The organism is Brevibacterium paucivorans, from assembly GCF_016907735.1.
Lineage (GTDB): Bacteria > Actinomycetota > Actinomycetes > Actinomycetales > Brevibacteriaceae > Brevibacterium > Brevibacterium paucivorans.
The window spans coordinates 1,948,541-1,973,673 of the sequence record NZ_JAFBCP010000001.1 but is presented as its reverse complement, the minus strand read 5'-3'; the positions used below and the strand labels follow the sequence as shown (position 1 = coordinate 1,973,673).

Genomic DNA, 25,133 nt, shown 5'->3' with positions numbered 1-25,133 from the left:
TGCCAAGACAGTTAAAAGGATATCGATGACTAGCTCGCAACGGCTTGTGCCACGCTGAGGAGCTGCGCAGGCATGGGGCGCTGGAGCTTCCACAACACCTGCATTGGTTTCGCCCCGGAATGACTGATGTAGTCGGCGTTGCCCACACAGGTAAAAGCCTGGGTCCCGTTTTCCGAGTCTTTGGTTTCACGCACAAAAAGAACGATGCTCACTCCGTTAGACCGCTGATTGACGTAACGCTGTCCGGCATTGCTTTCTACACTTGTACGGTTCTGAGACTCCCAGTGGAACATACTGTCGTTGAGCGCATAGTCCTTGTACATGGTTTCCGGTGAAAAGTGGTTGGACGACTTGTTTAACGTGATGAACAAAGCTTCGGTTTGGTGTTCTTCCATCCAAGCCACACCTTCGACGAATGATCCGGGCGTTTGCTTTCGCTTCCACCCCATACCCATTGCCGCCAGAACTTCCTCACGCTTGTACTTTGCGTGTGACTTCAGAACTGTGGATCCTGCGTGTCCAGACAGTTGCTCCGGCACAACGCGGGTTTCGTTCCGGAGGACGTCAAAGAGCTGTTGCAGTTCTTTGTGCAGTTCGCCCTTCTCACGAATGAGCCGAATACCTTCTTCGATACCTCCTACACGGCCAGACGGCCATAAGGAGTAGTACAGCATCCACAAGTACGGGTCGTTCTGATCCGGAACTCTCCCGTGAGGGTCAGCGATTGAAAGGTATGCCGACATCCGTTCAGGATCGTCGACATGGGTTAAAACTTGCGCACGCATAACTGCGGGGCTGTTTGCGACGTTTGTTGTGTCGCCTGCGGCCCAGCGTTGCAGTTGAAGCCAGCTAGGAGAGCTTTTGATTGTTTTATAGCTGCGGCTGGCTCTTCCACCGTAAATTGCAGACAGAGGGCGCATTGAAGAGTCCATGTACTCACGCATAGTGAGTTCGAGGGGACTACGGTCTCCAGCAATTTCTTGTATTTCTGCGAGTAACTGTGGAACAGTACGGCCTATCTGCTGTTTCACATTTTTAAGCACCGCTTCTTGGACTACTCGGTCGAAAACAATCTGTGTGCCTGGAGGTAGGAATGGAAAGCCCTCTTCGACAGCGTTGAGGAGGCGTTTGCGAGTCAGCCCAGTCATGGCTCTGAGCTTGGTGTCGAATCGGAACTCTTGATTCTGAAGACCTACGAAGTCCAGGACTGTGAGAACGGATTTACCAACTGCGTGCCTGAGACCGCGACCTAACTGTTGCAGGAAAACTGTCGCTGACTGCGTTGGTCGAAGCATGAGGAGCGTGTCCACCGACGGAATGTCTACGCCTTCGTTGAACATGTCTACAGTGAAAATGCAGTTGATACGCCCTGCGTTCAAATCTGCTATGGCCCGGACTCGTTCTTCTCGTGATATTCCCGTTGCTACCCAGGCCGATTTCAGTCCGGCCGCATTAAAACGCTGTGACATAAATTGCGCGTGCGACACTGACACACAGAACCCAATGGCTTTCATCTTCGCAGAGTTTTCGACCTTATCCTCGAGCTCCTTGAGAATGATTCGCACGCGTGAATCGTTCGACGTGTACACGTTTTCGAGTTGACGAACATCGTAGTCTCCACGAACGAAACGGATCTGAGACAGGTCGGTGCCGTCGTTGACGCCGAAATAGTGGAACGGAACCAAAAGTTGAGCTTCGAGTGCGTCCCACAATCGAATTTCGCTGGCGTAACGACCGTCGAAAAATTCTTGGGCGATGTTAATGCCATCGGTGCGTTCTGGTGTTGCGGTTAAGGCTAGGAGCTCTTTTGGTTTGAAATAGTCGAAAATGCTTCTGTAGGTGCGCGCGGCACCGTGGTGGAATTCATCGATGACAACAATGTCGAAGTGGTCTGCCGGCCAGTTGTTAAAACTCCTGCTGAGAGATTGGACCGACGCGAACACGTGGTCTCCTCTTCTGGGGGTTTCACCACCCACGAAAAGCTCGCCGAAGTCTGTCGATTTCAATACGGCTCGATACGTCGCCATAGCCTGGCGCAGAATCTCTTCACGGTGTGCAACGAAAAGCAAACGCGGCCTGCTCGTACCCGCCAAGTTGCGGTAGTCAAGAGCGGCGACAACAGTCTTGCCGGTACCGGTCGCAGCCACAACGAGGTTGCGGTGGCGGTCGTTAATGATGCGTTCGGCATGGAGGTCTTGAAGAATTCCCAACTGATGTGGGTGCGGGGTGATGTCAAAGAACGTTGTGTTGACCGTCGAACGACTCAGCGAACTAATCTCAAGGGCCTGCTCGAGCTTTTCGCGATCACGATCAGGCACATATTCCTCGAAGTGCGGTGACTCCCAGTATGTGTCGAAAGTTGCCTCAAATTTTCCTAGAACGCTGCCCGCTTGGTTGCGGGAAACGCGAACGTTCCATTCCAGACCTTCGAGTTGAGCAGCCTTACTCAGGTTAGAGCTTCCGACATACCCAGTGTCGAAGCCAGTGTTCCTGAAAAACATCCACGCCTTCGCGTGTAGACGAGTAGTGCTTGAGTCGTAATTGACTCGTACCTGAGCACCGCATTGGTTGATCAAGAAGTCGAGGGCTTTAGGTTCTGTTACCTCCATATAGGAGGTGGTGATGACTCGAAATGGCACTCCGCGCAGTTTGAGGTCTTTCAACTCACTCTCGAGAACGCGGATTCCGCTCCACTTTACGAACGAGCAAATGAGGTCCACCCGGTCAGCGCTTGCGAGTTCACGACGCACTTCCGAACCAATCTGCGGGTCGCCTTTTGCGTTCGTCAGTAGCGCGAGATCAGATAAAGGCGTTGTGGGTGCAGTTGGCGGCTCTTTTATATATGTGGGGTAGACGGAAAGCAATTGTTGTGGCCCTGCTTCAAGCGGGTCAGTGTGAGCAGGCTCAGATAGGAGGTTCAGGATCCGGTTTGCCTCATCAACAAGCTCATCTTCTTTGAGAGCAGAAAGATGGGCATGAACCTGTTGAGCTACATAGCGTGACACCGCGGTGGCACTGTCGACGTGTGGAACCTTTGAATGCCGATATCTCAGCTCCCCGTCCTCGGCTTTGGCATTCACGTATTCCATTTGTTGAACGGTCAGAAGCTGCTCACGCAGCCCAGTGACGTCGAACTGTTCATTACCCATGAGAACCACCTGTCGCGTTCATAAGTTTGTGCACAGAAGGTAGGTCCGGCTCTGCCCAGTCGAGCGAGGATAGTGATTCACGCTCGACCCACTGAATCATGTCGTGGTCACTGCTCGAGGTTGGAAAAATGTGGGTGTCTACCTCATAACAAGCAAGGTCAATAGAAACGTCTCCTACGGGCGTGGTAGAGCGGTCGAGGCATTCGCCAACGGTGACGTTTGTGAGCCCAAGCTCTTCTTCGAGCTCTCGGGCCAAGGCGTGTTCTGGTGACTCGTGAGGTTCAACTTTCCCACCTGGGAATTCCCATTTACCGGCGGCCGATTTCCCTGCTTTGCGCCGAAATGCCAAAACTTTAGTACCGTCGATAAAAATAGCGCCCACCACTTGAATTGTGCTCATGTGTGTACTCTAACCGCAGGCACTGACACAGCGCGCACAATCGGCAACGACCTCGGCGGGGGTAACCTACCCAACCCACCCCAAAGCCGGGCATGAAAGCTCCACACATGAATGCGGGCCCCGCGACACATGTCACGGAGCCCGCTTTCTCAACCCGGATCGCTCCCACGGGAGCGTCTCCCCTGCCACCTACAGCGGCAGCCCTGCCTTACGGCAGAAGTTCATACGCAGGGAGGGTGAGGAAGTCGTGGTAGGTGTCGTCGGTGGCCATGTCCACGAACAGCTTGGTCGCAGCCTCCCAGTCACCTTCAGGCAACTTCGCTACTTCCTCGTCCACCAGCGAGCGCACCAATTCCTTGGTCACAACCTCACCGGTGTCAGACACGGTCGAACCTGACTGGATCCACTGCCACACCTGGGTGCGGGAAATCTCGGCGGTCGCGGCGTCTTCCATGAGCCCGTTGATCGCAGCTGCACCGTTTCCGTTGAGCCACGACTGCACGTACTGGATACCAACCGAAATGTTGGCGCGCAGACCAGCATCCGTGATGTCGCCAGGTGTGTCCTTAACAGCCAACAGGTCGGCCGCCGTCACCTGCACGTCGTCACGCTTCTTCTCGATCTGGTTGGGGTTGTCCCCCAATACCTTGGTGAACGCTTCCTTACACGTGTCGACCATTCCTGGGTGCGCGACCCACGAACCGTCGAACCCGTCGTTCGCCTCACGAGTCTTGTCGTTGGTGACCTGCTCGTACGCCTTCTTGTTCGCAGCCTCATCCTTTGACGGGATGAACGCCGACATACCACCAATCGCGTGTGCTCCACGCTTGTGGCACGTACGCACCAACAGTTCCGTGTACGCACGCATGAACGGCACCGTCATGGTCACGGCAGCCCGGTCAGGGGTCACAAAGTCCTCACCCTTGTTCCGGTGGGTCTTGATAACCGAGAAGATGTAGTCCCAACGTCCCGCGTTGAGCCCTGACGAGTGCTCACGCAGTTCATACAGGATCTCTTCCATCTGGAACGCAGCCGGGTACGTTTCAATCAGGCAGGTCGCACGGATCGTTCCCTGTGCAACACCCAGCTTGTTCTGCGCGTACACAAACACGTCGTTCCACAGGCGTGCTTCCAGGTACGACTCCATCTTTGGCAGGTAGAAGTATGGCCCCAGGCCCTTCTCAATCTGCCTACGCCCAGCAGTCGCAAAGTACAGCGCGAAGTCCACCAGCGAACCCGAAACCGGTTCGCCATCCACCAGAATGTGCTTCTCAGTCATGTGCCAACCACGTGGGCGAACAATGATCGTGGGCAGTTCCTCATCCGGGCGCAGCTTGTATTCCTTGCCCGTTTCTTCTGCCACAAAATCGATCTCACGGTTGATCGCATCGAGCAGGTTCACCTGCCCACCCAGCACCGATTCCCACGCCGGGGTGTTCGCATCTTCCTGGTCAGCCAGCCACGCCTTCGCACCAGAGTTCAGCGCGTTAATCGTCATCTTGCGGTACGTAGGACCAGTCACCTCAACCCGGCGGTCCTCCAGACCCGGCGCAGGAGCAGCGACCTGCCACTCAGCATCCTCGCGAATGTGCGCAGTCTCTTCCAAGAAGTCCAGCTCGCCACCCTCATCGAGGAACTTCTGCACCTCTTTACGCGCAGCCAACCGAGCCTGACGCTCGGACTCAAACTTGCGGTGCAGTTCAGCGATCAACTCCAACGCATCTGTGGTGAGGACCTTCAGGTGCTCATCTGCGACCTCGGCGGTAAATTCCATTCCCTGCGGAAGATCAAGCTTCGTTGCCATGGGTTTTCCCTTCAGTTAAATGAGTTTTGACGGATGTGTTATCAGCGGCTTGTTGACTGGATATTTGACTGGACTATTCACTGTCCGCGCCCAGACGGGCGAGGACTGTTTGGGCGACCTGAGCGTCTTCGGCTGGTTTACCGCCTGCCACTCCAAGTCCACCTACGTGCACGCCATCGAACGACAGCGGCACGCCACCTGCGATCGACGTGAGAATCCCACCCGATCCGAGCTCCAATTTGGTTGCCAGCTCCGGCAGGATCGCCGCACTGGGTTTGCGCGTCGAGGCAGCAGTTTGTGCCTTCCTCTTCGACGTTTCAACGCTGTGTGGCGTCATCCCGTCGGCACGTCCATACGCAACCAGCCCCAAGGACGGGTCAACCACGGTCGCGCACAGCCTCAGACCCAGTTTTTCGCCTTCCTCCAATGTCAGTGCGACGGCTCGTGCAGCCGTTTCATACGTCACGACATTGACAGTTGTGTAAGCACTCATGTGCGCCTTTCCTAAGTAAGTCGCCGAGGTGGTTTCCGGCTGGCCGTTAACCCATCACGAAGCACGAACCGGGGTTCATGATTCCTTGCGGGTCGATTGCTTTCTTGATCCGGTGGTTGAGATCCAGCACGTCGTCACCCAGGTAATTGGTGAGCCACGGCTGCTTGAGTTTCCCGACCCCGTGTTCGCCGGTGATCGTTCCACCCAGCCGCATGGCCAGATCCATGATTTCGCCATACGCGATGTGAGCGCGTTCCTCTTGATCCTTATCGGTTGGATCAAAAACTACGAGCGGGTGGGTGTTTCCGTCACCCGCATGTGCCATGACAGCCACTGTGACGTCACGGTTCTTTGAGATTTCCTCAATTCCCACGACCAGGTCTCCCAATCGTGGAATCGGAACTCCCACGTCTTCAAGCAAGATGGTCCCGGTCATTTCAACCGCTGGGATCGCGGCCCTACGGGCTGCTGCGAACATCTCCCCTTCGTCGGGGTCTGCCGTGTAGTAACACTCGGAAGCACCGTTACGGTTACAGATTTCTTCAACCATCTGGATTTCTTCCGTGGCGTGCTGAGCAGGTTCGTCTGACTGCACCACCAACATGGCCTTCACACTGCGGTCCAGCCCCATCTTCATCTGGTCTTCAACCGCGTTGATACACACGTCGTCCATGAACTCCAACATGGATGGGCGCATGTTGCGGGTAATCTCGAGAACCGCGTTCATAGTTCCCTCCAACGTGGGGAACGTAGCCACCAGCGTGGTGGGCTGGCGCTGCGCCGGGATGAGACGCAAGGTGATGGACACGATGATGCCCAAGGTGCCTTCCGAACCCACAAACAGTTTGGTCAGCGACAGACCCGCAACGTCCTTCAAACGGGGGCCACCCAGCTTCACCAACCGACCATCGGGCAACACCACGTCAAGGCCCAACACGTAGTCAGTCGTCACACCGTATTTCACACAACACAGGCCACCGGCGTTTGTCGCGATGTTTCCACCGATCGAACAGAACTGAAAACTCGCCGGGTCTGGCGGGTACCACAGTCCGTGTTCAGCCGCTGCCGTCTTGACCTCGTTGTTGATAGCACCGGGCTGCACAACAGCGGTCCGCGTCACTGGATCGATCTCGATGTCTTTCATCTTGTCGACACAGATAACGATGCACCCGTCCACAGCAGTCGAGCCACCAGAAAGCCCGGATCCTGCACCTCGTGGCACGACCGGAATGTTGTGCTTTGCCGCGAACTTCATCGCCGTTTGGACATGCTCAACTTCGGTGGCACGCACGACTACTTGAGGCATTCCCGCGTTTGGGTCATTCGCCCGGTCGCGCCTGTACGCTTCCATGGTGTCTGGGTTCGTGATGAGAACCTCAGCAGGTAGCTGCTGCGCAAGTTCGTCTAACATGCGACAACCTTCCATCCGTCGTTGTTTCACGTGAACCCCATCAGGGTTCGCGGAGTCGAGCACTCTTAAAAGTGAACCATATCACTATTATTTTGTCCTGCAGAACGCAAATTTCACATAGCGAAACTAGTAGGGGTCACCTCGGCAGAACCCGGCCCCACCCCACCAACACAGCGCGAAAACCCGCTTTCACCACGCGAACATTTTTAATAAAAAATCACTCCACAACCTTCACTTCTATGTCACACTTATGTGAATCAGATCACGTAACGTATTTCACAGAAAGTTTTTCGTATGGACAGTCTCGGTGTACAGGCCCTACTGGCGATTCTTCCCATTGTGATCGCCGGTACCCTGCTTTTAGGCTTTCGCCTCCCCGCCGTCATTGCGATGCCCATCGGGCTTGTCGCGTCCGCCGCAGTTGCGTTCTTCGCGTGGGGAATCTCCGGGACGACCATTTTGGCCTCAGTCATCCAAGGAGTTCTCGTAGCCATTGGCCTTCTATGGATCGTTTTTGGCGCACTTCTCCTGTTGGCCACCATCACCAAGTCGGGGGCAATCGACACGATCCGTTCCGGCTTTATCTCCATCTCCCCCGACCGTCGCGTGCAAGTGGTGATCGTGGCATGGCTCTTCGGTAGCTTCATCGAAGGTGCCGCCGGATTCGGAACACCAGCCGCCGTTGTCGCCCCACTTCTCTTGGCGCTTGGCTTCCCCGCAATGGCAGCCGTGTTGGCCGGTCTCCTTATCCAGTCCACTCCTGTGAGCTTCGGCGCCGTGGGAACCCCCATGATCACCGGTATCGGAAAAGGTATCTTCGACTCCGGAATTGACGCCACTAACGGACTCATCGAACGTCTCACCGAACTGGGCATCCCCGTTGACAACGTGACCGTCGCTCAAGACATGTTCGTGTCCCACACAGCCGCCCAGGTAGCCCTCATTCACGCCACGTGCGGAATCTTCATCCCGCTTCTTCTGGCCTGCTTCATGACCGGGTTCTTTGGTGAAAACAAGAGCTTCGCGGCCGGGCTGAAGGTCGCACCCTTCGCAGTTTTCGCGGCACTGGCGTTCATCCTGCCTTATCTGGCAGTTGCCACCTTCATGGGCCCCGAATTCCCATCGCTCATCGGTGGTCTCATTGGTCTGGCAATCGTGGTGCCGGCCGCCAAAGCAGGTTTCCTCGCCCCACGCGACACGTGGGACTTCGCTAACCGCGCCACCTGGCCTCAGCAGTGGATGGGCACTATGCGCCCACAGGTTGAAGCGGCAAACATTAAGAAGCGCATGCCTCTGATCCAGGCGTGGTTGCCATACCTTCTTGTGGTCGCTCTGCTGCTGATTACGCGCAACGTTCCTGCTATTAAGAAATTCCTCGCTCAAGACGCAGTCCTCACTGTGAAGAATATTCTGGGTCAGGAAGGACTTTCCCAGAAGATGGACCTGCTCTTCTCCCCCGGTGCGATTTTCCTGGTTGTGTGCTTCATGACCTACGCGCTTCACCGCATGTCGGCTAAGCAGATTGCAGAGTCGTGGAAGATTGCCGGTGGCCAAATCGCTGGAGCTGCATTCGCCCTGTTGTGCTCACTGCCCATGGTTCGCGTGTTCATCAACTCCGGCCCGGCGTTCAACGACTCCGGTTTTGATTCCATGCCGGTCACCCTCGCTACTGCTGCGGCAAACGCGATGGGCGAAAACTGGCCCCTCATCGCACCGTTCATCGGTGCCCTGGGAGCGTTCGTGGCAGGATCCAACACGGTCTCGAACAACATGTTCTCGCAGTTCCAGTTCGCAACCGGTGCCGGAATTGGTGCCCCCAGCCCCGAAACCGTCGTCGCCGCCCAAGCCGTTGGTGGTGCCGCAGGAAACATGGTCTCAGTCCACAACGTGGTAGCAGCAGCTGCAACCGTTGGCCTGTTGGGCAAGGAGGGCCACATCATCCGCAAGACCATCATCCCCATGGGTGTGTACTCGCTTCTGGCAGGTTCCGTCGCCTACATGTGGGTATGGGGCATTGGCTTCAACCTGGGCACGATCTTCTTCGTTCTGTGTCTGGCCGGCATCGCCACCGCTATCACGTTGGCGGCTAAGAAGAAGAGCGTGCCTAACGAAAGTCTGGTAAGTCCAGGTAGCGAGCAGGCGGCGTTCCCTGAACTCGCCGAGGTGGCCGCCGGGTCCCGCTCCGAACAGCCAGAAGGACGCTGAGGACTGACAATGCCTACGATTCAGTCGGTCAACCGCATGCTCGACGTGCTTGAAACAATGCGGTCGATGGGAGGGGTTGCCCGGAGTGTTGACATTGCCAGCGCACTGGACATTCCGGCCCCCACCATTCACCGCATCGTGTCAAACCTCGCTGCCCGCGGGTACGTCACGCAGTTGACTGACAAGCGCTACGCTCTGGGTCCGGCTCTTGTGAGTTTGGGCACCGAGGCGGCTAAACAGTCTGGCCACACGATCCAACCTGTTCTAGACAAGCTCGCGAACACCCTGGGCGAAACGGTGAACCTGGCGTACTTCACGAACGACGTCATGACCTACGTCGCCCAGGCCACGTCCCAACGGTCCATGCGCATGTTCACGCAAGTGGGTGCGCATGTTCCCGTGTGGGGCTCAGGTGTAGGGAAGGCTGTTCTGGCCACCATGTCTGATGAGCACGTGCATTCACTTCTGGACAAGATCCGGCTCCCACGCTTGCTGTCCAGGGACGCACTCATCGAAGACTTAAGCGCATGCAGGGACACCGGGTATGCGCTCGACGACGAAGAGCAGGAAGTGGGCGTGAGGTGCCTGGCCGTTTTTGTTCCAGGCGCGCCTAGCCTCGCGGGGCTTTCCGTCAGCTCCCCCACGTCACGCTTGGGGCCGGAAAAGTACGCCGACGTTGCCAACACTCTGCACACAGCTGCACACCAACTCACTCGCCGCTGGGCAGGGTCGCACTGAGACCTCGGCGTCATCACTAGCCACCACATTCGAGGTTTGCTGAAACAGCAAAATGAGTTGCTGGACTTCTTGTAGGCATGGGGTAATGGGTGCCTACCAACAAAAGGAGTCAAGCATGCGCATTGGTTTTGGGGAACTTGTCCAAGCGTCAGCAGTAGGTATTGGTGCAACGATAACGATGGACGCAGTTGCGGAAGTGCTTCGCCGTACCCGAGGTGTGAGATCACTGGACTACGCCATGGTTGGCAGATGGATCGGGCACATGCGCAACGGCAAGTTTGCGCACACTTCAATCATGCATGCTGAGCCGGTCCCCCATGAGAAAGAGATTGGCTGGGTAGCGCACTACGCCATCGGAACCGGTTTCGCCGTGGCTTTAGCCGTAGCTGACCCCGGTTGGCTGAAACGCCCCCGCTTCGACACAGCTGTCGCGTGGGGCGTGGGTACCGTTGCCGCACCCTGGCTAATCATGCAGCCTGGTTTTGGCATGGGTGTCGCTGCTTCAAAAATCCCGAATCCCGCTCAGGCACGCATGGGAAGCCTGCGAGCTCACGCCAGCTACGGAGCCGGGCTTTGGCTTTCAGGGCGCATCGTTCGAACTATCGTTCGTCGCTGTTTGTGACTCAGCGTGTATCGCGCTTGAGAGATGAATCCGCTGCCCTTGCAGACCCAACAAACTGAGAATCTCCACTGGTGACTCTCCGGTGCTGCCGAACCAGTGCAAAGTCGTGGTGTCGAACTCGGCGGCCTGACCTGCCGTCAGCACCACGTCGTGGCTACCAACGATGAGTCGAAGTTCCCCGGAAAGGACATAGAGCCATTCGTACCCCCTGTGCCTGCACAAGTGTGGCACTGACCTGGTTGACGGAATCACCATCTTGAGCGCGTGCTGAGGTCCCGGAAAGTGCGTCAGAGGCACCACCGTTATGCCACCTCGGCTCACTGGCCTTTGATACACGCGGGGGTCTCCTACAGGAGGGGCGCCCACCAAATCATCTAAGGGCAGATCGTACAGACCCGACAGTGCCAGTAGTAGCTCCAGGGTAGGTTTTCGCTCACCTGATTCCAGACGGGACAAGGTTGACACCGAGATGCTGGTCGAATCAGCTACGTCTCCCAATGTGAGTTCACGAGCTTGACGAATGCGTCGCAACCGGGGCCCAACGCCCGCGAGAACGTCTTCTACCGGCCCGTGTTCATCTCGCATGTGGGAGACTTCCTAGCTTCGTACATTCGACCAGCATCCACGGCCCGGTCTTTTAGACGATGACCACCATGGGCACGATCATGGGCTTGCGACGAAGCTTCGAAGAGATCCAACGCCCGATGGTGCGGCGGATAATCTGCTGGAGCTTGTGCTCATCGACAACTCCGTCATCCAAGGCGTCCGCAACTGCTTTTTCAATCTTGGGTTTGATCGTGTCGAACACACGGTCGGACTCTGCGACACCTCGGGTATGGATGACCGGACCCGCCAGCACCTTCTTGTCAGACTTGTCCACCGTCATAAAGATCGACACGAACCCTTCACCAGCCAAAATACGGCGGTCCTGCAGATCCGATTCGGTGACGGTACCCACGGACGATCCGTCGACAAACACGTAGTCACAATCCACAGCACCCACAACGCGCGCCTTGCCGTCCTTAAGGTCGACAACCCAACCGTCGTCGGCAACGACAACGTGATCTTCTGGAACACCCGTGTCGATCGCAAGCTTCGCGTTAGCCAGCATGTGGCGCCATTCGCCGTGGACCGGCATGACACCTCGGGGTTTCACAATGTTGTACGCATACAACAGTTCACCTGCCGATGCGTGACCAGATACGTGCACCTTGGCGTTGCCCTTGTGGATCACCTTGGCGCCCAACTTCATGAGCCCGTTGATGACGCGGAACACCGCGGTTTCGTTTCCAGGGATCAAGGACGAGGCCAGCACCACCATGTCGCCTTCATTCACCGTCACGCGGTGCGAACCGTTAGCCATGCGCGACAACGCGGCCATGGGCTCACCCTGCGATCCCGTACACATGAGCACCACTTGGTCATCAGGCAGCGAGTCCACGTGCTTGATATCGATGAGCACGCCCGGTGGCACGTTCAAGTAGCCAAGCTCCTGGGCGATTTTCATGTTGCGCACCATGGACCGGCCCACCAGCGCGACCTTACGGCCGTGCGCGGATGCTGCTTCTAACACCTGCTGGACGCGGTGGACGTGAGAGGCGAAGGACGCCACAATGATGCGTCGTTCAGCACGACCAAACTGCGCTTCAAGAACAGCCCCTATGTCTTTTTCCATGGAGGTGAAACCGGGGACATCGGCGTTCGTGGAGTCGGTGAGGAACAGGTCCACGCCTTCTTCACCCAAACGCGCAAACGACCGCAAGTCGGTGATACGACCGTCAAGTGGCAGCTGGTCCATCTTGAAGTCACCGGTGTGCAGAATGGTTCCTGCACCCGTGCGCACACACACGGCGAGCGCGTCTGGAATCGAGTGGTTGACGGCCACAAACTCGAGGTCGAACGGGCCCAGCTGGTCCTTGTCGTCTTCTGCAACGATGCGGGTGGTTGCGCGAATCCGGTGCTCCTTGAGCTTCGCTTCCACCAGCGCAAGGGTAAGCGTGGACCCCAGGATCGGCACGTCGCCCAGCTTCTTCAGCAGGTACGGCACCGCACCAATGTGGTCTTCGTGCCCGTGGGTGAGCACAATTCCCACAACGTCGTCTTCACGGCCTTCCAGGTACGAAAAGTCCGGCAGAATCAGGTCGATTCCAGGCTGTTCCTCTTCTGGGAACAACACACCACAGTCGATCACCAGGATCTTTCCGCGGTACTCAAACACGGTCATGTTTCGGCCCACTTCGCCTAGACCGCCCAGCGCCACAATGCGCAACGCTTCTGGGTCCGCCTTAGGTGGGTCACTCAATTCGGACAATAAATCAATCACTGTATGTACTTTCTACATGCGTTTTCTCATCAAAAAACAAGCGCATTTCACCCGCGCTACGGGTTTATAAATCCATCCAATTTGGAGCGCAAGAACTCCATCTGCTCGTCTGTTGCAGGCAAAACAGGTAAACGCGTTCCACGGTGCTGAATAATTCCGGCCAGTTCCAGAGCCGCTTTTGCTGCTACGACTCCCGGCATGTGGTTCATCACGGCGTCCACGGTGGGCACCAGGTTTGCGGCCACATGGCGGGCCTGCATCAGGTCATTGTTGTGTACCGCGTCAACCATACGTGCGAGGTCCTTTGCGGCCACATGCCCCACAACTGACACGAGTCCAATAGCTCCGGCTGCCATGAGTGGGAGGTTCAGTGCGTCCTCGCCTGAGTAATACACCAGGTCGGAACGCGTCATCACATCCGTGGATGCAGCGATATCGCCCTTTGCGTCTTTCACTGCCAAAACCCTGGGGTGTTCACCCATGCGAATCAGCGTTTCTGACTCCATGGGAACCCCGGAACGTCCGGGAATGTCGTACAGCATGACGGGCAACTCAGTTGAGTCCGCAATCATTTCAACATGTGCACGAATACCGTCTTGTGACGGTTTGGAGTAGTACGGGGTGACAACCAAAAGGCCGTTAGCGCCTGCACTTTGTGCCTGCTTTGCCAATTCAATCGAGTGCGACGTGACGTTGGTACCTACACCGGCAACAATTTTCACGTGTTCGCCTACTGCACTGCGGACAACCTTGAGAAGCTGCTGTTTTTCTTCATCGGTAGTGGTGGGCGATTCGCCCGTAGTACCAGACACCACCAGCATGTCGTTGCCCTGTTGCACCAAATAGTTGGCCACAACCTGCGCAGCGTCATAATCGATTGCCCCGTTAGGAGCAAAAGGGGTGATCATCGCGGTACCGACCGTACCGAACGCGTCCTGTGCCACCTGCGCGTACGCACTATGAATCATAGCCATGTCCCCTACTCTACAGCGCTCAACAGTCCAACGCTCAAGGTTTGCGCGCGTGGCACACCCGCAACGGCCAGCAATCAGGTTAATCTCGAGGTGTGGTTTTTCCCGCAGAAGGTTTTGGCACCTCGCGCTCTTCACGTTCCTTCGGGAACGCCATTGTCAACCGTCTAGCGCCAGCCAACCGAAACATCGGGCTCGACACCGCGCGTGGCGTCGCGATCTTCGGCATGATCGCAACCCACATCATCCCGTTGGTCACCATCGCAGGCGAGGCCACCTCGGCCTCCATTTTTGCCGGACGCGCATCCGCCCTTTTTGCAGTCATTGCCGGAATCTCGATAGTCCTCTCCACCCGGCGCACACTGGAAAGTGGAGGGTGGGGCCGGGCGGCCGCGGGACTGATCACGCGCGGACTGTGCATCGTGGTCCTGGGCTTGATCCTGGGGTTGTTCACCACTCACGTGGCAGTCATCTTGGTGAACTACGGAATCATGTTCGTGATCGCGTCACTGTTCTTACGCGCCGGGCCACGCACGCTGGGAGTGCTCGCGTTTGTGTGGGTCATTGTCACGCCGCTCGTCAGCTTTGCGGTTCGAGACCACTTCCAGTTGGCCCAGGCGTTTGAGATCCCCAACCTTTTTATGCTGGCCGAGCCGGGGTACCTGCTCACCGCTATTGGCCTCACCGGCTACTACCCCGTCCTTCAGTGGCTGGGATACATTCTGATAGGTATGTCCCTGGGTCACCTCAACTGGTACCGCTCTGTCACCTGCTGGAGCGCAGTCGCCGTTGGCACAGGTCTGGCCCTGCTTGCGAAAGCCTTTTCATGGCTCCTGATGACGGCGTCACCCGCCGGGTACTTCGACCTCATTGGATCTGCTTACGACAACTACGACAAAGACTTGAAAGAGCTGCTCATCACAGGAACTCACGGGGTGACACCCACCGACACGTGGTGTTGGCTCACAGTTTCAGCACCGCACACAGGAACCACACTCGACCTCGCCGGGACAATAGGCGTCGCCCTTGTGGTCATTGGGGTGTGTTGCTTGGTTTCGAACGCGTTGGGTTCGTTTGGAACCACGTTTGAGCAGAACCCCACGCACCAGCTGTGTGAAGGCCCGGGGCGGTTGTGGTTGTTCGTTCTATCTGCACCAGGGTCCATGCCACTGACCATCTACTCCGGCCACGTGGTGTTCTTGGAGGTCACGCAACAGTTCCCGCTGGGGCCGTGGCCTGAGTACGTACTTCACATCTATGTTGCCGTGTTCGCCGCCGTCTTGTGGAAGGTGTTCGTACTCCCCCGAGGCCCACTTGAGCAGGTGCTATCGCTGGCCAGTTCTGGTGTGGCTAAGTTGGTTCCCGCGCGGGCGGGTAGCTAGCGGGCGCCCGGCTAGCGCTTCTCATCCCCCGCGTGTAGTTTGATCGCCTTGCGCATAGTGGACCGGGCACGTTTGCGATCCCCCGAGGCGTCATAAGCACACGAGAGCCTAAACCAGCTTCGCCAGTTGTCGGGATCTGCTTCTGCTTCTGAGCGGTACTTTTCGAACTCTTTGTCGGCTGCTTCGCGAATGATGCGACCACCGGGTGTGCGGGGAAGGTTGTCAGGCGGAAGCCCGCCTTCCTCTTCCAGAATCTTCGCCAAGCGTTCCATGGAGGCACCAAAGAACAACTCGCGTACAATCGCCCACACCGCGATCACCGGAAGGACAAAAAGCGCGACCCCCATGATCTTGGCGATGGGCTCGGGGTCCGTGAGCAAGATCCACCCACGGTTGACCATCACTACAAGGTACGCACCCAAGAGCACGACCATGATGATCGCGCCGATTTTCGCTTTCGACATTACAGGTACTTCTCGAGTCCAACCGTGAGCCCAGGACGGTCAGCGACAGTGTTTACTGCTGTGACGATTCCAGGCATGAAGGCCTCGGTCGAATGCGAGTCCGTGCGAATTGTGAGCGCTTCATGCGCCGAACCAAAGTGGATTTCTTCGCTGGCATTCATGCCAAGTTGGCGCACCGCGTGGACGTGGATCCCGTCGATGACCGCGCCGCGCGCGCCGTGCGGGTCAGTTTCGGTTGCGTCTGGCACTGGCGGTAGGCCCGCCTGCGCGCGCTGCGCGGCGATGCGCTTAGCCGTTGACACGGCCGTTCCACTAGGCGCGTCGAGCTTGCGCGTGTGGTGGATTTCAATCACTTCAGCCGAGTCAAAGTACGGTGCTGCCATTTCCGCGAACTGCATGGCCAGGACCGCGCCAATCGAGAAGTTTGGCGCAATGAGCACGCCAACCTTGGGGTGTTCGGCGCACAGGTTTTCGAGCCTGCTCAAACGGTCGTCGTCCCACCCAGTAGTTCCAACGACTGTGTGGATGTCGTGGCTGACCAGGAAGCGCACGTTGTCTTCGGTTGCGCGCGGAACGGTGAGTTCTACTGCGATCTGAGCGCCGGATTCCACCACCTGTTCCAGGGAGTCGGAGCTCCCAAGGGCGGCCACCACGTCGATTCCGTCCGCTGCTTCCAGGGCACGCACCGCGTGTGACCCCATACGACCTTGTGCTCCCAGCACTGCGACTCGAATGTTAGACACCGACACTCCTCAGATTTGATTCGGTTCTATGCTAACCCCTACATGTATAAGCAACTTTTCTGGCCGGTTTACGCGCCTTCGCTCCTGTTTCACACGGGGCTAGGCGCCACCTTGCCCGTGTACGTGTTGGGTGCGCTGAACGTGGGTGCGTCCCCGTCGTTTGCGTCGCTGATTGTGGCGGTCATGGGGATCATACAGCTGACGTTCGCTGTTCCGGCCGGGGTGCTGATCGACCGGTTTGGCGACCGATCAACCATGCTCATCGCCACCGCTTTAGTCACCGCGGTTTCAGGTGTGACTGTGCTTTCGATGGCGGCTGGGCCCGGCGTTTTGGGCGCCCCCGTCGCCGTCACGTTGTATGCGGCCAGCCTGTTCCTGCGCGCACCCAGCGAAGCGGTGTGGACGCTTGCCCGTCAGTCGTTCATCACCCGCAACGTCCCCACCCATTTCATCGGCCGCGCCATGACCGCTTTGGGCGGCACCATCCGCGTGGGTAACTTGGCGGGTCCGCTCGCCGGCGCTGTGCTGGTCATGGTGTTCCCGCTGTGGTCGGTGTTTGTGTTTGCCACGGTGTGCGCGGCAGTTGCGGTTGCGTTGTTGTATTCGCCCATGGGTGCGGGGTTGCGTCTTAATTCCGCCGAGGTGACAAACTCCGGCGCTTCCAAGGCACCGGACGCTTCCAAGGAGTCAGACGCGGCCGAGGTGACGGACACCTCGGGCGGGGCGTCACCCGGGTTGCGCGGTGTCAACTGGACGGCGGTCATCTTAGCCGGCCTTCCGGTCATGGTCTTGATGGGTTTGCGGATTGTGCAACCGGTGATCGTGCAGTTGTGGGGGCACTCGATTGGGCTGAGCGAGTCCGTGGTGTCGTTGCTGATCGCGTTGGGCGCGGCCATCGAGCTGGTCATCATGTTCCCCGGCGGCTATGCGAAGGACAGTCTGGGGCGTGCACCCACGCTGATCGCGTGCGTGAGCATTTTTGGCGCCGGGTTCTTAGCGCTGGTGATCTGGCCGAACGTGACCGGCGCGTTCGTGGCCGTTGGGATCATGGCGTTGGGCAACGGGCTGGGCGCCGGGATCAACATGACTATAGGGGCCGACCTGTGCCCCAGCGAGAACCGTGGCCGGTTCTTAGGCATCTGGTCGCTTTTCTCCAACACGGGCCGAGTAGGCGGACCGGCAGTGGTTTCCGCGTTTGTCACGTTTGCCACCCTGGGCGCTGGGATCGTTGCAATTGGTGTAGCCGGAATCGCGGGGGCTGTGTGGATGGCCGTGTTCGCCAAGAAGATTGGGCTGCCCAGCAGGGTGCGCCGTCCTGTCGACTGAAACAGCGCAAAACACAACGTGCCGGGAGCCCCGCAGGGTTCCCGGCACGTGTCGCGCATGAGCTCTTAGCCCAGCAAAACGTCCTTGGTCTGGTTGCGTGCGCGGTCAAAGCGAGCCGCTACGTCTTCCCAGTTCACAACGTTCCACCATGCCTTGACGTAGTCAGGCTTGACGTTCTGGTAGTCGAGGTAGAACGCGTGCTCCCACATGTCCAGCTGCAACAGTGGCACGTATCCAACCTGTACGTTGCCCTGCTGGTCGTACAGCTGCTCGATGGTGAGGCGCTGACCCAGCATGTCCCAACCCAGGATTGCCCAACCGGAGCCCTGGATCGAGGTAGCAACACCAGTGAACTGTCCCTGGAACTTTTCGAAGCCACCGAACTGGTCGTCGATTGCTGCTGCGAGTTCGCCTTCTGGCTTGTCGCCACCGTCTGGGCTCATGTTGTTCCAGAAGATGGAGTGGTTCACGTGTCCACCCAGGTTGAAGGACAGGTCCTTCGACAGCTTGCCGATTGTGGAGAAGTCGCCCTTTTCGCGAGCTTCAGCCATCTGCTCAAGAGCGGTGTTTGCGCCCTTGACGTAGGTGGCGTGGTGCTTGTCGTGGTGAAGTTCCATGATCTTGGCCGAAATGTGTGGCTCAAGTGCTGCGTAGTCGTAGGGCAGGTCCGGGAGCGTGTACTGCTCAACCATGTTATTCCTCCTCAAAAAACGTGCTGGTAGTCGTCTGACCACCACTAATTTGAGCCTATCGCGCAAACGTGGACGTTACAACGTTTGCGCAACTGAGACTATCGTCAGAGTTCAGAGTTCAACCGCACGTCGTCCGCAGGCCCCAAGGAGCACAGCGCCCACGGTCCACTGAACAACCTCTGCGCAAGCGCCTGCACGTCCTCGGCCGTCACGCCACGCACCCGCTCAACCAGTTCTGCCGCATCGACCAAGGGCCGGTTGGACAACTCACTCTTGGCTAGCCGGTTCATCCGAACCGCAGTCGACTCCATCCCCAACACAGTGGCAGCCGACACTTGCGCGGCGGTGTCTGCCACCTCGGCGGTCATGGGGCCATCACTTGCCAACCGCTGGCACTGCTCAATGCACAAGTCCACTACCTGCTGGGCAACCGCGGGCGCGCACCCGGCGTAGATCCCAAAGTCCCCCACGTCCGAATACTGCGACCCCGTCGTGTGGACCGCATACGCCAGGCCGCGCTCCTCACGCACGGTCTGGAACAAACGGCTGGACATGCCACCACCCAACAGTGACGCCAGGACGGTGAGCGTGAACCGGTCGTCGTGGCCGTCGTGCAACCCCGCGACTCCCATGATGAGCCCCTGTTGCTCGGTGGGGCGGGCAATGTGCCGCTCCCCCGGCGAAAAGACGGGGGTCTCCCGGCCCGAGGTGGTCGCTGCGTGATCTGCAGCCTCCGGCAGGTGCTGGGTTGCGCGCCAGACAAGGTCCACCAGGTCTTCGTGGTCGGCCCCGCCAGCGGCTGAAAAGATCAGCCGGGGCCCCACGTACGCATCCCGGTAGTGGTGCAGAAGTTCATCGTGAACCAGCGCCTGGATTCGTTCTTTTGTGGCCCCAACTGGCCGACCCAGAGGCGACCCAGCGTAGATCAGTTCGTCATACGATTCGAACAGGACGTCTTCCGGGTCATCTGCACCCATGGCCAGTTCGTCGAGGATCACGGTGCGTTCGCGCTCAAACTCGTCGATGTCCAACGTGGATGAGAGCACCATGTCCCACAGGGTTGCGCACACGTCCGGCAGGTCAGTGACCAAACACCGCGAATAGTAGGCCGTGCATTCCTTGGCCGTCATCGCATTCGCTTCGCCACCCGTGCGGTCGAATGTGCGCGCAATGTCCTTTGCACTGCGTGTGGCCGTTCCTTTGAACAGCATGTGTTCAAGGAAGTGCGTCGAGCCGGCGTTGTCGTCAGTTTCGTCGCGCGAACCTGAACCGACCCACACCCCTACGGTCTCGGACTGGATCCCGGGGATTGTTTCTGAAATAACGCGAATACCGTTGGGGAGGGTAGTGCGATAGATCCCACTACCCTCCCCAAGGAGAGATTCTGTTAGCAATAGTCAACCAGCAGATTTAGTCTTCGTTAGCTTCTTCTTTTGCTTCTTCTTCAGCAGATTCAGCGTCTTCTTCGATGACAGGCTGCAGGCTGAGCTTGCCGCGGTCGTCGATCTTGGTAATTTCCACCTGGATCTTCTGACCCACGCCCAGGACGTCTTCTGCGTCTTCGACGCGCTTGCCACCGTTGAGCTTCTTGAGCTCAGAGATGTGCAGCAGGCCGTCCTTGCCTGGTGTGAGCGAGACGAACGCACCGAAGCTCATGAGCTTCACAACGGTACCCAGGTAACGTTCACCGACCTCTGGAACCTGCGGGTTAGCAATCGCGTTGATTGCTGAACGTGCAGCCTCAGCAGCTGGACCGTCAGTGGCACCAATAAACACGGTTCCGTCATCTTCGATCGAGATGTCAGCGCCGGTGTCTTCCTGGATCTGGTTGATCATCTTGCCCTTAGGACCAATGACTTCACCGATCTTGTCCACTGGAATGTTGACGGTGATGATGCGTGGTGCCGTTGGGGCCATTTCGCCAGGTTCAGCGATCGCTTCCGCGAGCACATCCAGGATCGCCAGGCGGGCTTCGCGAGCCTGCTTGAGCGCTGCGGCCAGCACGGATGCTGGGATTCCGTCGAGCTTGGTGTCCAGCTGGATCGCAGTGATGAAGTCCTTGGTTCCGGCGACCTTGAAGTCCATGTCACCAAAGGCATCTTCTGCACCCAGGATGTCGGTCAGTGCAGCGTATGCGGTCTGCTTACCCTGGTCGGTGTCGATGACGTCGGACACGAGACCCATAGCAATACCGGCGACGGGTGCGCGCAGTGGAACACCTGCCGAAAGCAGGGACATGGTTGACGCACACACCGAACCCATGGATGTAGATCCGTTCGATCCCAAGGCCTCTGACACCTGGCGGATTGCGTATGGGAAGTCTTCACGCGACGGAATAACAGGGACAAGAGCGCGTTCTGCAAGCGCACCGTGTCCGATTTCGCGACGCTTAGGGCTTCCCACACGTCCGGTTTCACCAGTGGAGTATGGAGGGAAGTTGTAGTGGTGAATGTAGCGCTTGGACGTCACTGGTGTCAGTGAGTCGATCTGCTGCTCCATTTTGAGCATGTCCAGCGTGGTGACACCCATGATCTGGGTTTCGCCACGTTCGAACAGTGCCGAACCGTGAACGCGAGGCAGAATGTTGGTTTCGGCCGACAGCGGGCGGATGTCCTTGAGGCCACGGCCGTCGATGCGCACGCGTTCGGTCAGAATGCGCTTGCGCACGATCTCCTTGGTCATGGAGTTCAGCGCGCCTACGATTTCGGATTCGCGGCCTTCGAATTTCTCGCCGAGGTCGTTGAGCAGTGAGTCGAGCAACTGGTCTCCCGCTGCTTCGCGTTCCTGCTTGTCAGCGATCTGGAAGTTCTGAGTCTGCTTGTCCCACGCCAGTTCGCGCACAGCTTCGTAAACGTCGTCTTCGTAGTCTTTGAAGAGTTCGAATTCTGCTGTTGGCTTGGCTACGCGGTCGGCGAGTTCCTGCTGAGCTCGCACCAGCTCACGGATGAATGGCTTAGCAGCTTCGAGACCTTCAGCGACAACTTCTTCCGTAGGCTTCTGCGCGCCACCCTGGATGAGGTCCCAGGAGTTTTCGCTGGCTTCTGCTTCGACCATCATGATGGCGACGTCGTCACCCACAACACGACCGGCAACGGCCATGTCGAATACGGCGTTTTCCAGCTGCGAGTAGTTGGGGAACGCAACCCACTGACCGTCGATGAGGGCGATGCGCACACCACCGATTGGTCCGGAGAATGGCAGTCCGCCCAGCTGCGTGGACATGGATGCTGCGTTGATTGCGAGCGTGTCGTACAGGTGGTCCGGGTGCATGGACAGCACCGTGACTACGATCTGAACTTCGTTGCGCAGTCCCTTGACGAAGGACGGGCGCAAAGGACGGTCAATCAGGCGGCAAGCCAGAATGGCGTCGGTGGTTGGGCGTCCTTCACGGCGGAAGAACGAGCCAGGAATCTTCCCGGCTGCGTACATGCGTTCTTCCACGTCAACGGTGAGTGGGAAGAAGTCGAACCCTTCACGTGGGTTCTTGCTGACGGCAGTTGCTGAGAGCAACGTGGTTTCGCCGTCCAGAGTTGCGGTGGCGCATCCGGCGGCCTGCTGGGCCAAACGTCCGGTGCCAAATTCGATTTCGTGCTTTCCAAATTTGCCGTTGTCAATAACTGCAACAGCTGTTTCGGGATTGATTCCCAAGATGTCTCCGTTCATTGATGGACCGCGGGGCGCTTATTCTTCTATGCGCGTCTACCCGGTCATCGATCGAGACCCACGCGATGTTTACACCGCGGAGGCCACTGTCGACCACCGGATCATGCTCCCGCGACATGGACGTGGTCAGTCTATCAAGAGGGCAACAAAAATCCCCCACCCGAACAGGTGAGGGATTTCAGCAGTTCGTTCACCTATGTATTCACATACGCAAACGATGAAACCTTAGCGACGCAGACCCAGGCGTGCGATCAGCGCACGGTAGCGTTCAATGTCAGTGTCGGCCAGGTACTTGAGCAGGCGACGACGCTGACCAACCAGAAGCAGCAGACCACGGCGTGAGTGGTGGTCGTGCTTGTGAGTCTTGAAGTGTTCGGTCAGGTCGGAGATACGACGCGACAGAACAGCGATCTGAACCTCGGGAGAGCCGGTGTCGCCCTCGTGGGTTGCGTATTCTTTGATGATTTCCTGCTTGATCTTAGGATCAAGAGCCATTGGCTACTCCTTACACGTTCGTTGCGCGGCGCCCGAGTCTTCTACATCGAGCACTATGGAACCGCGGCCGGAAAAACGGCAAGGACTACCTTAACACGATTCACGCCACCACTGCGAACTCAACGATCGCCGCCCTACGCCTTCCTACGGCTTCTGGCGTTCCGCTTCCAGGACCGCCGACACGTTCTTCACATCGTCACGCATCTGCTCAATGAGCGTGTCCATGCCAGAAAACTCGATTTGCCCACGAATGTGCGCTATAAACTCTACGCGCGCCGGCTCACCGTACACGTCCATATCGGGGAACTCAACGCCCACAACATTGACCTCGACACGACGATCGTCACCGTCGAACGTGGGATTCGACCCCACCGAAATCGCCCCAGGCTGTTGCCGGCCATCAGCGAAGTACACCCATCCCGCATACACGCCGTCAGACGGAATCAAACCAGCCACGTCGCCACCGATGTTGGCCGTGGGGAACCCCATTTCACGACCTCGGGCGTTGCCATTGACCACCGTGCCGGTCACCACGTGGGGCCGGCCCAACATGCGCGCGGCACCTTCCACATTGCCGTCCAGCAACAGGGAGCGGATGTGGGTGGAGGACACGCGCGAAAGGCCCTCACCGTCGCCGAGGTCGTCGACCGCCACCACGGTTTCGACTCCGTGGCGCTGCCCCAGGTTTTGCAAGGTGGCCAAGTCGCCTTCGTTTCCACGACCAAACCGCACATCGCGTCCCACCACGATTGCACGCACGCCCACGTCACGAGCCAAGAACTCGATGAACTCTTCAGCACTCTGATCGGCAAACTCAAGCGAATACGGTTGCACCAAGGTGGCATCAACACCGGTTGCCGCGATGCGCGCCAGCTTTTCATCCAGCCCCGTAATGAGCTGGGGTTTGTGATCGGGACGATGTACGGCCGCTGGGTGCGGATCGAATGTCATGGCCAGGCTGGAAAGACCACGCTCATCAGCCACGCGCACCAACGTGCGCAAGACCGCCTGGTGGCCGATGTGTACGCCGTCGAAGTTGCCCAAGGTCAGCGCGCATAGATCGGTGGCCTCGTCAGCGGACCGAAGAACCTCCACACGCACTCCTTAACTTCTGCGCACACATAAGACGGCTACCTAGCGCTAGCCAGGAATTACTTTACACAACCTGGGTCAGCCAGAATGCGACCGCCCCAACAGCGCACCCCACGCCCAGCGACGCGAAGGTGCCAATGATGAACCGCTCCCCCGCGGCCCGCGAATTCTTCAGTTCAGGAATGCGGCCCAGACCTTTAACCGCGATGATGACGGCTAACACCTCACCTCGCCCCAGCGCCACGGCGGCCGCCGCAAGCGCACGTTCCAACACCCCAATCATGAGGCCACCGCGCATCACACCCGTGCTGGCGGTTGGGGTTGGGTCCGGAACGTTGGGTTCTGCGCTTTCTTCAGTGCTTTCTTCAGTGCTGTCCTCGCCTTCTAGCTCGCCGAGGTCGTTCTCACCCGCCCCATCCTCGCGGGCTGCCAGCCGCAAGACTCCAGAAGTCACAGGTAAACCCGCAACTGCCGCAAGAAGCGCGGCGCCAGCGGCGATAAGCAGATCAATGAGCATGTGATTCCCAGGGTTGGTGAGCACGGTCGAGTAACCGTTCAGCGCAGTCAATCGCTTCCATGATGCCTTCAGCCCGCCCGGCTCGCAAAGATTTGGACACTGCTTGTTGAGAGATGCTGAGGTCTTGAGCGATCTGCGTTTGAGAGGCTCCAGGCGTATTCCGCAGCGCGTTGATCACTTGCCATTGCGCGTCGGTGGCACGTGCAGTCAGGTCGAACATGAGTCGCAGAACTGTTTGTGCGTCTTGGGCGTCCTTGACATGGTCCTCACTGGTGGTAGCCGTTTCCACGCACAGTGGTGACCACGAGTTCTTTGCCGTCTCAACGGCGGTGCGCGCTGCAATAAACGCCTGACCTCGAGCTTGATCCGAACTGTCCGGGAGGGGGTGCTCCACCTCACCTAGCCCAATTCCAATTGACCACTGACCTGCTCGCGCAATCGCAATGCACGCGCGAACAACGTGTGGCGCAGAATCTAAAACCGCTTGAGCTTCATCGCCCACGGTTCGCACGAATGGAAGGACTGCCGACACGTCCTCAACGGCTCTCAGAAGCTCAGGAACCCGATCAGGTTGGGTGCGCGAGCTCTGCTGGTCGACGGTCAAAACGTACATAGTAGAAGTGTATCGCACAACTGCGCACCT

At 58.0% G+C, this 25,133-nt stretch carries 22 protein-coding genes; 5 read left to right on the top strand and 17 right to left on the bottom strand.

The window, feature by feature from the left end:
- Positions 1 to 29: 29 nt before the first annotated feature.
- From JOE56_RS09145 to JOE56_RS09125, 5 genes are all read right to left on the bottom strand, one after another.
- Complete coding sequence (locus JOE56_RS09145; RefSeq protein WP_239530421.1) at positions 30 to 3,149, bottom strand: DEAD/DEAH box helicase; 3,120 nt, start codon at positions 3,147 to 3,149, stop codon at positions 30 to 32.
- On the bottom strand, positions 3,142 to 3,549 hold the full coding sequence (locus JOE56_RS09140) for a (deoxy)nucleoside triphosphate pyrophosphohydrolase (protein WP_102238784.1): 408 nt from the start codon (positions 3,547 to 3,549) through the stop codon (positions 3,142 to 3,144). Before JOE56_RS09140 ends, JOE56_RS09145 begins: the two co-directional genes overlap by 8 nt.
- A 208-nt stretch (positions 3,550 to 3,757) precedes the next feature.
- Complete coding sequence (gene aceB / locus JOE56_RS09135; RefSeq protein ID WP_102238783.1) at positions 3,758 to 5,353, bottom strand: malate synthase A; 1,596 nt, start codon at positions 5,351 to 5,353, stop codon at positions 3,758 to 3,760.
- A 73-nt stretch (positions 5,354 to 5,426) separates the two neighbouring features.
- The gene (locus JOE56_RS09130; RefSeq protein WP_102238782.1) at positions 5,427 to 5,846 is read right to left on the bottom strand and encodes a GlcG/HbpS family heme-binding protein; all 420 of its coding nucleotides are present in this window, start codon (positions 5,844 to 5,846) and stop codon (positions 5,427 to 5,429) included.
- A 46-nt stretch (positions 5,847 to 5,892) separates the two neighbouring features.
- Positions 5,893 to 7,257 (bottom strand): FAD-binding oxidoreductase, encoded by a 1,365-nt coding sequence (locus JOE56_RS09125; protein ID WP_102238781.1) that lies wholly within the window; start codon positions 7,255 to 7,257, stop codon positions 5,893 to 5,895.
- A gap of 294 nt (positions 7,258 to 7,551) precedes the next feature.
- Between JOE56_RS09125 and JOE56_RS09120 the strand changes: the two genes are divergently transcribed.
- From JOE56_RS09120 to JOE56_RS09110, 3 genes are all read left to right on the top strand, one after another.
- The gene (locus JOE56_RS09120; RefSeq protein WP_204515749.1) at positions 7,552 to 9,462 is read left to right on the top strand and encodes an L-lactate permease; all 1,911 of its coding nucleotides are present in this window, start codon (positions 7,552 to 7,554) and stop codon (positions 9,460 to 9,462) included.
- A gap of 9 nt (positions 9,463 to 9,471) precedes the next feature.
- Entirely contained in the window at positions 9,472 to 10,200 is a 729-nt protein-coding gene (locus tag JOE56_RS09115) for an IclR family transcriptional regulator (protein ID WP_204515748.1), read from the top strand.
- A 115-nt stretch (positions 10,201 to 10,315) separates the two neighbouring features.
- On the top strand, positions 10,316 to 10,822 hold the full coding sequence (locus tag JOE56_RS09110; protein WP_239530420.1) for a DUF2938 domain-containing protein: 507 nt from the start codon (positions 10,316 to 10,318) through the stop codon (positions 10,820 to 10,822).
- On the opposite strand, the gene JOE56_RS09105 is transcribed toward JOE56_RS09110, so the two are convergent.
- Genes JOE56_RS09105 through dapA form a run of 3 tightly spaced genes read right to left on the bottom strand, consistent with a single transcriptional unit; the run spans position 10,781 to position 14,119 of the window.
- Positions 10,781 to 11,407, bottom strand: a complete 627-nt coding sequence (locus JOE56_RS09105) for a helix-turn-helix domain-containing protein (RefSeq protein WP_102238777.1) — start codon at positions 11,405 to 11,407, stop codon at positions 10,781 to 10,783. The genes JOE56_RS09110 and JOE56_RS09105 overlap by 42 nt on opposite strands.
- A gap of 52 nt (positions 11,408 to 11,459) precedes the next feature.
- Positions 11,460 to 13,145, bottom strand: coding sequence for a ribonuclease J (locus JOE56_RS09100; RefSeq protein ID WP_102238776.1), 1,686 nt, complete (start codon positions 13,143 to 13,145; stop codon positions 11,460 to 11,462).
- A 56-nt stretch (positions 13,146 to 13,201) separates the two neighbouring features.
- Positions 13,202 to 14,119 carry a 4-hydroxy-tetrahydrodipicolinate synthase gene (gene dapA, locus JOE56_RS09095; protein ID WP_204515747.1) on the bottom strand — a complete coding sequence of 306 codons (918 nt, stop codon included), beginning with the start codon at positions 14,117 to 14,119 and terminating at the stop codon, positions 13,202 to 13,204.
- 92 nt (positions 14,120 to 14,211) lie between these two features.
- Between dapA and JOE56_RS09090 the strand changes: the two genes are divergently transcribed.
- The gene (locus tag JOE56_RS09090; protein WP_204515746.1) at positions 14,212 to 15,498 is read left to right on the top strand and encodes a heparan-alpha-glucosaminide N-acetyltransferase domain-containing protein; all 1,287 of its coding nucleotides are present in this window, start codon (positions 14,212 to 14,214) and stop codon (positions 15,496 to 15,498) included.
- A gap of 11 nt (positions 15,499 to 15,509) precedes the next feature.
- On the opposite strand, the gene JOE56_RS09085 is transcribed toward JOE56_RS09090, so the two are convergent.
- Both JOE56_RS09085 and dapB read right to left on the bottom strand, forming a co-directional pair.
- Positions 15,510 to 15,962: a tetratricopeptide repeat protein gene (locus JOE56_RS09085; RefSeq protein ID WP_204515745.1), complete on the bottom strand. Its 453-nt coding sequence runs from the start codon at positions 15,960 to 15,962 to the stop codon at positions 15,510 to 15,512.
- Positions 15,962 to 16,705, bottom strand: a complete 744-nt coding sequence (gene dapB, locus JOE56_RS09080) for a 4-hydroxy-tetrahydrodipicolinate reductase (protein ID WP_204515744.1) — start codon at positions 16,703 to 16,705, stop codon at positions 15,962 to 15,964. Before dapB ends, JOE56_RS09085 begins: the two co-directional genes overlap by 1 nt.
- A gap of 42 nt (positions 16,706 to 16,747) precedes the next feature.
- Between dapB and JOE56_RS09075 the strand changes: the two genes are divergently transcribed.
- Complete coding sequence (locus JOE56_RS09075; protein ID WP_204515743.1) at positions 16,748 to 18,031, top strand: MFS transporter; 1,284 nt, start codon at positions 16,748 to 16,750, stop codon at positions 18,029 to 18,031.
- A 65-nt stretch (positions 18,032 to 18,096) separates the two neighbouring features.
- On the opposite strand, the gene JOE56_RS09070 is transcribed toward JOE56_RS09075, so the two are convergent.
- The 7 genes from JOE56_RS09070 to JOE56_RS09040 all read right to left on the bottom strand — a co-directional run bounded on the left by JOE56_RS09070 (position 18,097) and on the right by JOE56_RS09040 (position 25,103).
- A complete protein-coding gene (locus JOE56_RS09070; protein WP_102238770.1) occupies positions 18,097 to 18,723 on the bottom strand; it encodes a superoxide dismutase in 627 nt (208 codons plus the stop codon).
- Positions 18,724 to 18,827: 104 nt separating this feature from the next.
- Positions 18,828 to 20,117, bottom strand: a complete 1,290-nt coding sequence (locus JOE56_RS09065; RefSeq protein WP_204515742.1) for a M16 family metallopeptidase — start codon at positions 20,115 to 20,117, stop codon at positions 18,828 to 18,830.
- Positions 20,118 to 20,133: 16 nt separating this feature from the next.
- On the bottom strand, positions 20,134 to 22,386 hold the full coding sequence (locus JOE56_RS09060; protein WP_204515741.1) for a polyribonucleotide nucleotidyltransferase: 2,253 nt from the start codon (positions 22,384 to 22,386) through the stop codon (positions 20,134 to 20,136).
- 225 nt (positions 22,387 to 22,611) lie between these two features.
- The gene (gene rpsO, locus JOE56_RS09055) at positions 22,612 to 22,881 is read right to left on the bottom strand and encodes a 30S ribosomal protein S15 (RefSeq protein WP_204515740.1); all 270 of its coding nucleotides are present in this window, start codon (positions 22,879 to 22,881) and stop codon (positions 22,612 to 22,614) included.
- 144 nt (positions 22,882 to 23,025) lie between these two features.
- Positions 23,026 to 23,976, bottom strand: a complete 951-nt coding sequence (locus JOE56_RS09050) for a bifunctional riboflavin kinase/FAD synthetase (RefSeq protein WP_204515739.1) — start codon at positions 23,974 to 23,976, stop codon at positions 23,026 to 23,028.
- 61 nt (positions 23,977 to 24,037) lie between these two features.
- The gene (locus JOE56_RS09045; protein WP_204515738.1) at positions 24,038 to 24,490 is read right to left on the bottom strand and encodes a hypothetical protein; all 453 of its coding nucleotides are present in this window, start codon (positions 24,488 to 24,490) and stop codon (positions 24,038 to 24,040) included.
- Positions 24,480 to 25,103, bottom strand: coding sequence for a MarR family transcriptional regulator (locus tag JOE56_RS09040; protein ID WP_204515737.1), 624 nt, complete (start codon positions 25,101 to 25,103; stop codon positions 24,480 to 24,482). Before JOE56_RS09040 ends, JOE56_RS09045 begins: the two co-directional genes overlap by 11 nt.
- Between the last annotated feature and the right edge of the window lie 30 nt (positions 25,104 to 25,133).

Excerpts from the sequence above, each read along its gene's own strand:
- JOE56_RS09145 (WP_239530421.1), bottom strand. The coding sequence starts at position 3,149 with ATGGGTAATGAACAGTTCGACGTCACTGGGCTGCGTGAGCAGCTTCTG.
- JOE56_RS09140 (WP_102238784.1), bottom strand. The coding sequence starts at position 3,549 with ATGAGCACAATTCAAGTGGTGGGCGCTATTTTTATCGACGGTACTAAA.
- aceB (WP_102238783.1), bottom strand. The coding sequence starts at position 5,353 with ATGGCAACGAAGCTTGATCTTCCGCAGGGAATGGAATTTACCGCCGAG.
- JOE56_RS09130 (WP_102238782.1), bottom strand. The coding sequence starts at position 5,846 with ATGAGTGCTTACACAACTGTCAATGTCGTGACGTATGAAACGGCTGCA.
- JOE56_RS09125 (WP_102238781.1), bottom strand. The coding sequence starts at position 7,257 with ATGTTAGACGAACTTGCGCAGCAGCTACCTGCTGAGGTTCTCATCACG.
- JOE56_RS09120 (WP_204515749.1), top strand. The coding sequence starts at position 7,552 with ATGGACAGTCTCGGTGTACAGGCCCTACTGGCGATTCTTCCCATTGTG.
- JOE56_RS09115 (WP_204515748.1), top strand. The coding sequence starts at position 9,472 with ATGCCTACGATTCAGTCGGTCAACCGCATGCTCGACGTGCTTGAAACA.
- JOE56_RS09110 (WP_239530420.1), top strand. The coding sequence starts at position 10,316 with ATGCGCATTGGTTTTGGGGAACTTGTCCAAGCGTCAGCAGTAGGTATT.
- JOE56_RS09105 (WP_102238777.1), bottom strand. The coding sequence starts at position 11,407 with ATGCGAGATGAACACGGGCCGGTAGAAGACGTTCTCGCGGGCGTTGGG.
- dapA (WP_204515747.1), bottom strand. The coding sequence starts at position 14,119 with ATGGCTATGATTCATAGTGCGTACGCGCAGGTGGCACAGGACGCGTTC.
- JOE56_RS09085 (WP_204515745.1), bottom strand. The coding sequence starts at position 15,962 with ATGTCGAAAGCGAAAATCGGCGCGATCATCATGGTCGTGCTCTTGGGT.
- JOE56_RS09075 (WP_204515743.1), top strand. The coding sequence starts at position 16,748 with ATGTATAAGCAACTTTTCTGGCCGGTTTACGCGCCTTCGCTCCTGTTT.
- JOE56_RS09070 (WP_102238770.1), bottom strand. The coding sequence starts at position 18,723 with ATGGTTGAGCAGTACACGCTCCCGGACCTGCCCTACGACTACGCAGCA.
- JOE56_RS09060 (WP_204515741.1), bottom strand. The coding sequence starts at position 22,386 with ATGAACGGAGACATCTTGGGAATCAATCCCGAAACAGCTGTTGCAGTT.
- rpsO (WP_204515740.1), bottom strand. The coding sequence starts at position 22,881 with ATGGCTCTTGATCCTAAGATCAAGCAGGAAATCATCAAAGAATACGCA.
- JOE56_RS09045 (WP_204515738.1), bottom strand. The coding sequence starts at position 24,490 with ATGCTCATTGATCTGCTTATCGCCGCTGGCGCCGCGCTTCTTGCGGCA.
- JOE56_RS09040 (WP_204515737.1), bottom strand. The coding sequence starts at position 25,103 with ATGTACGTTTTGACCGTCGACCAGCAGAGCTCGCGCACCCAACCTGAT.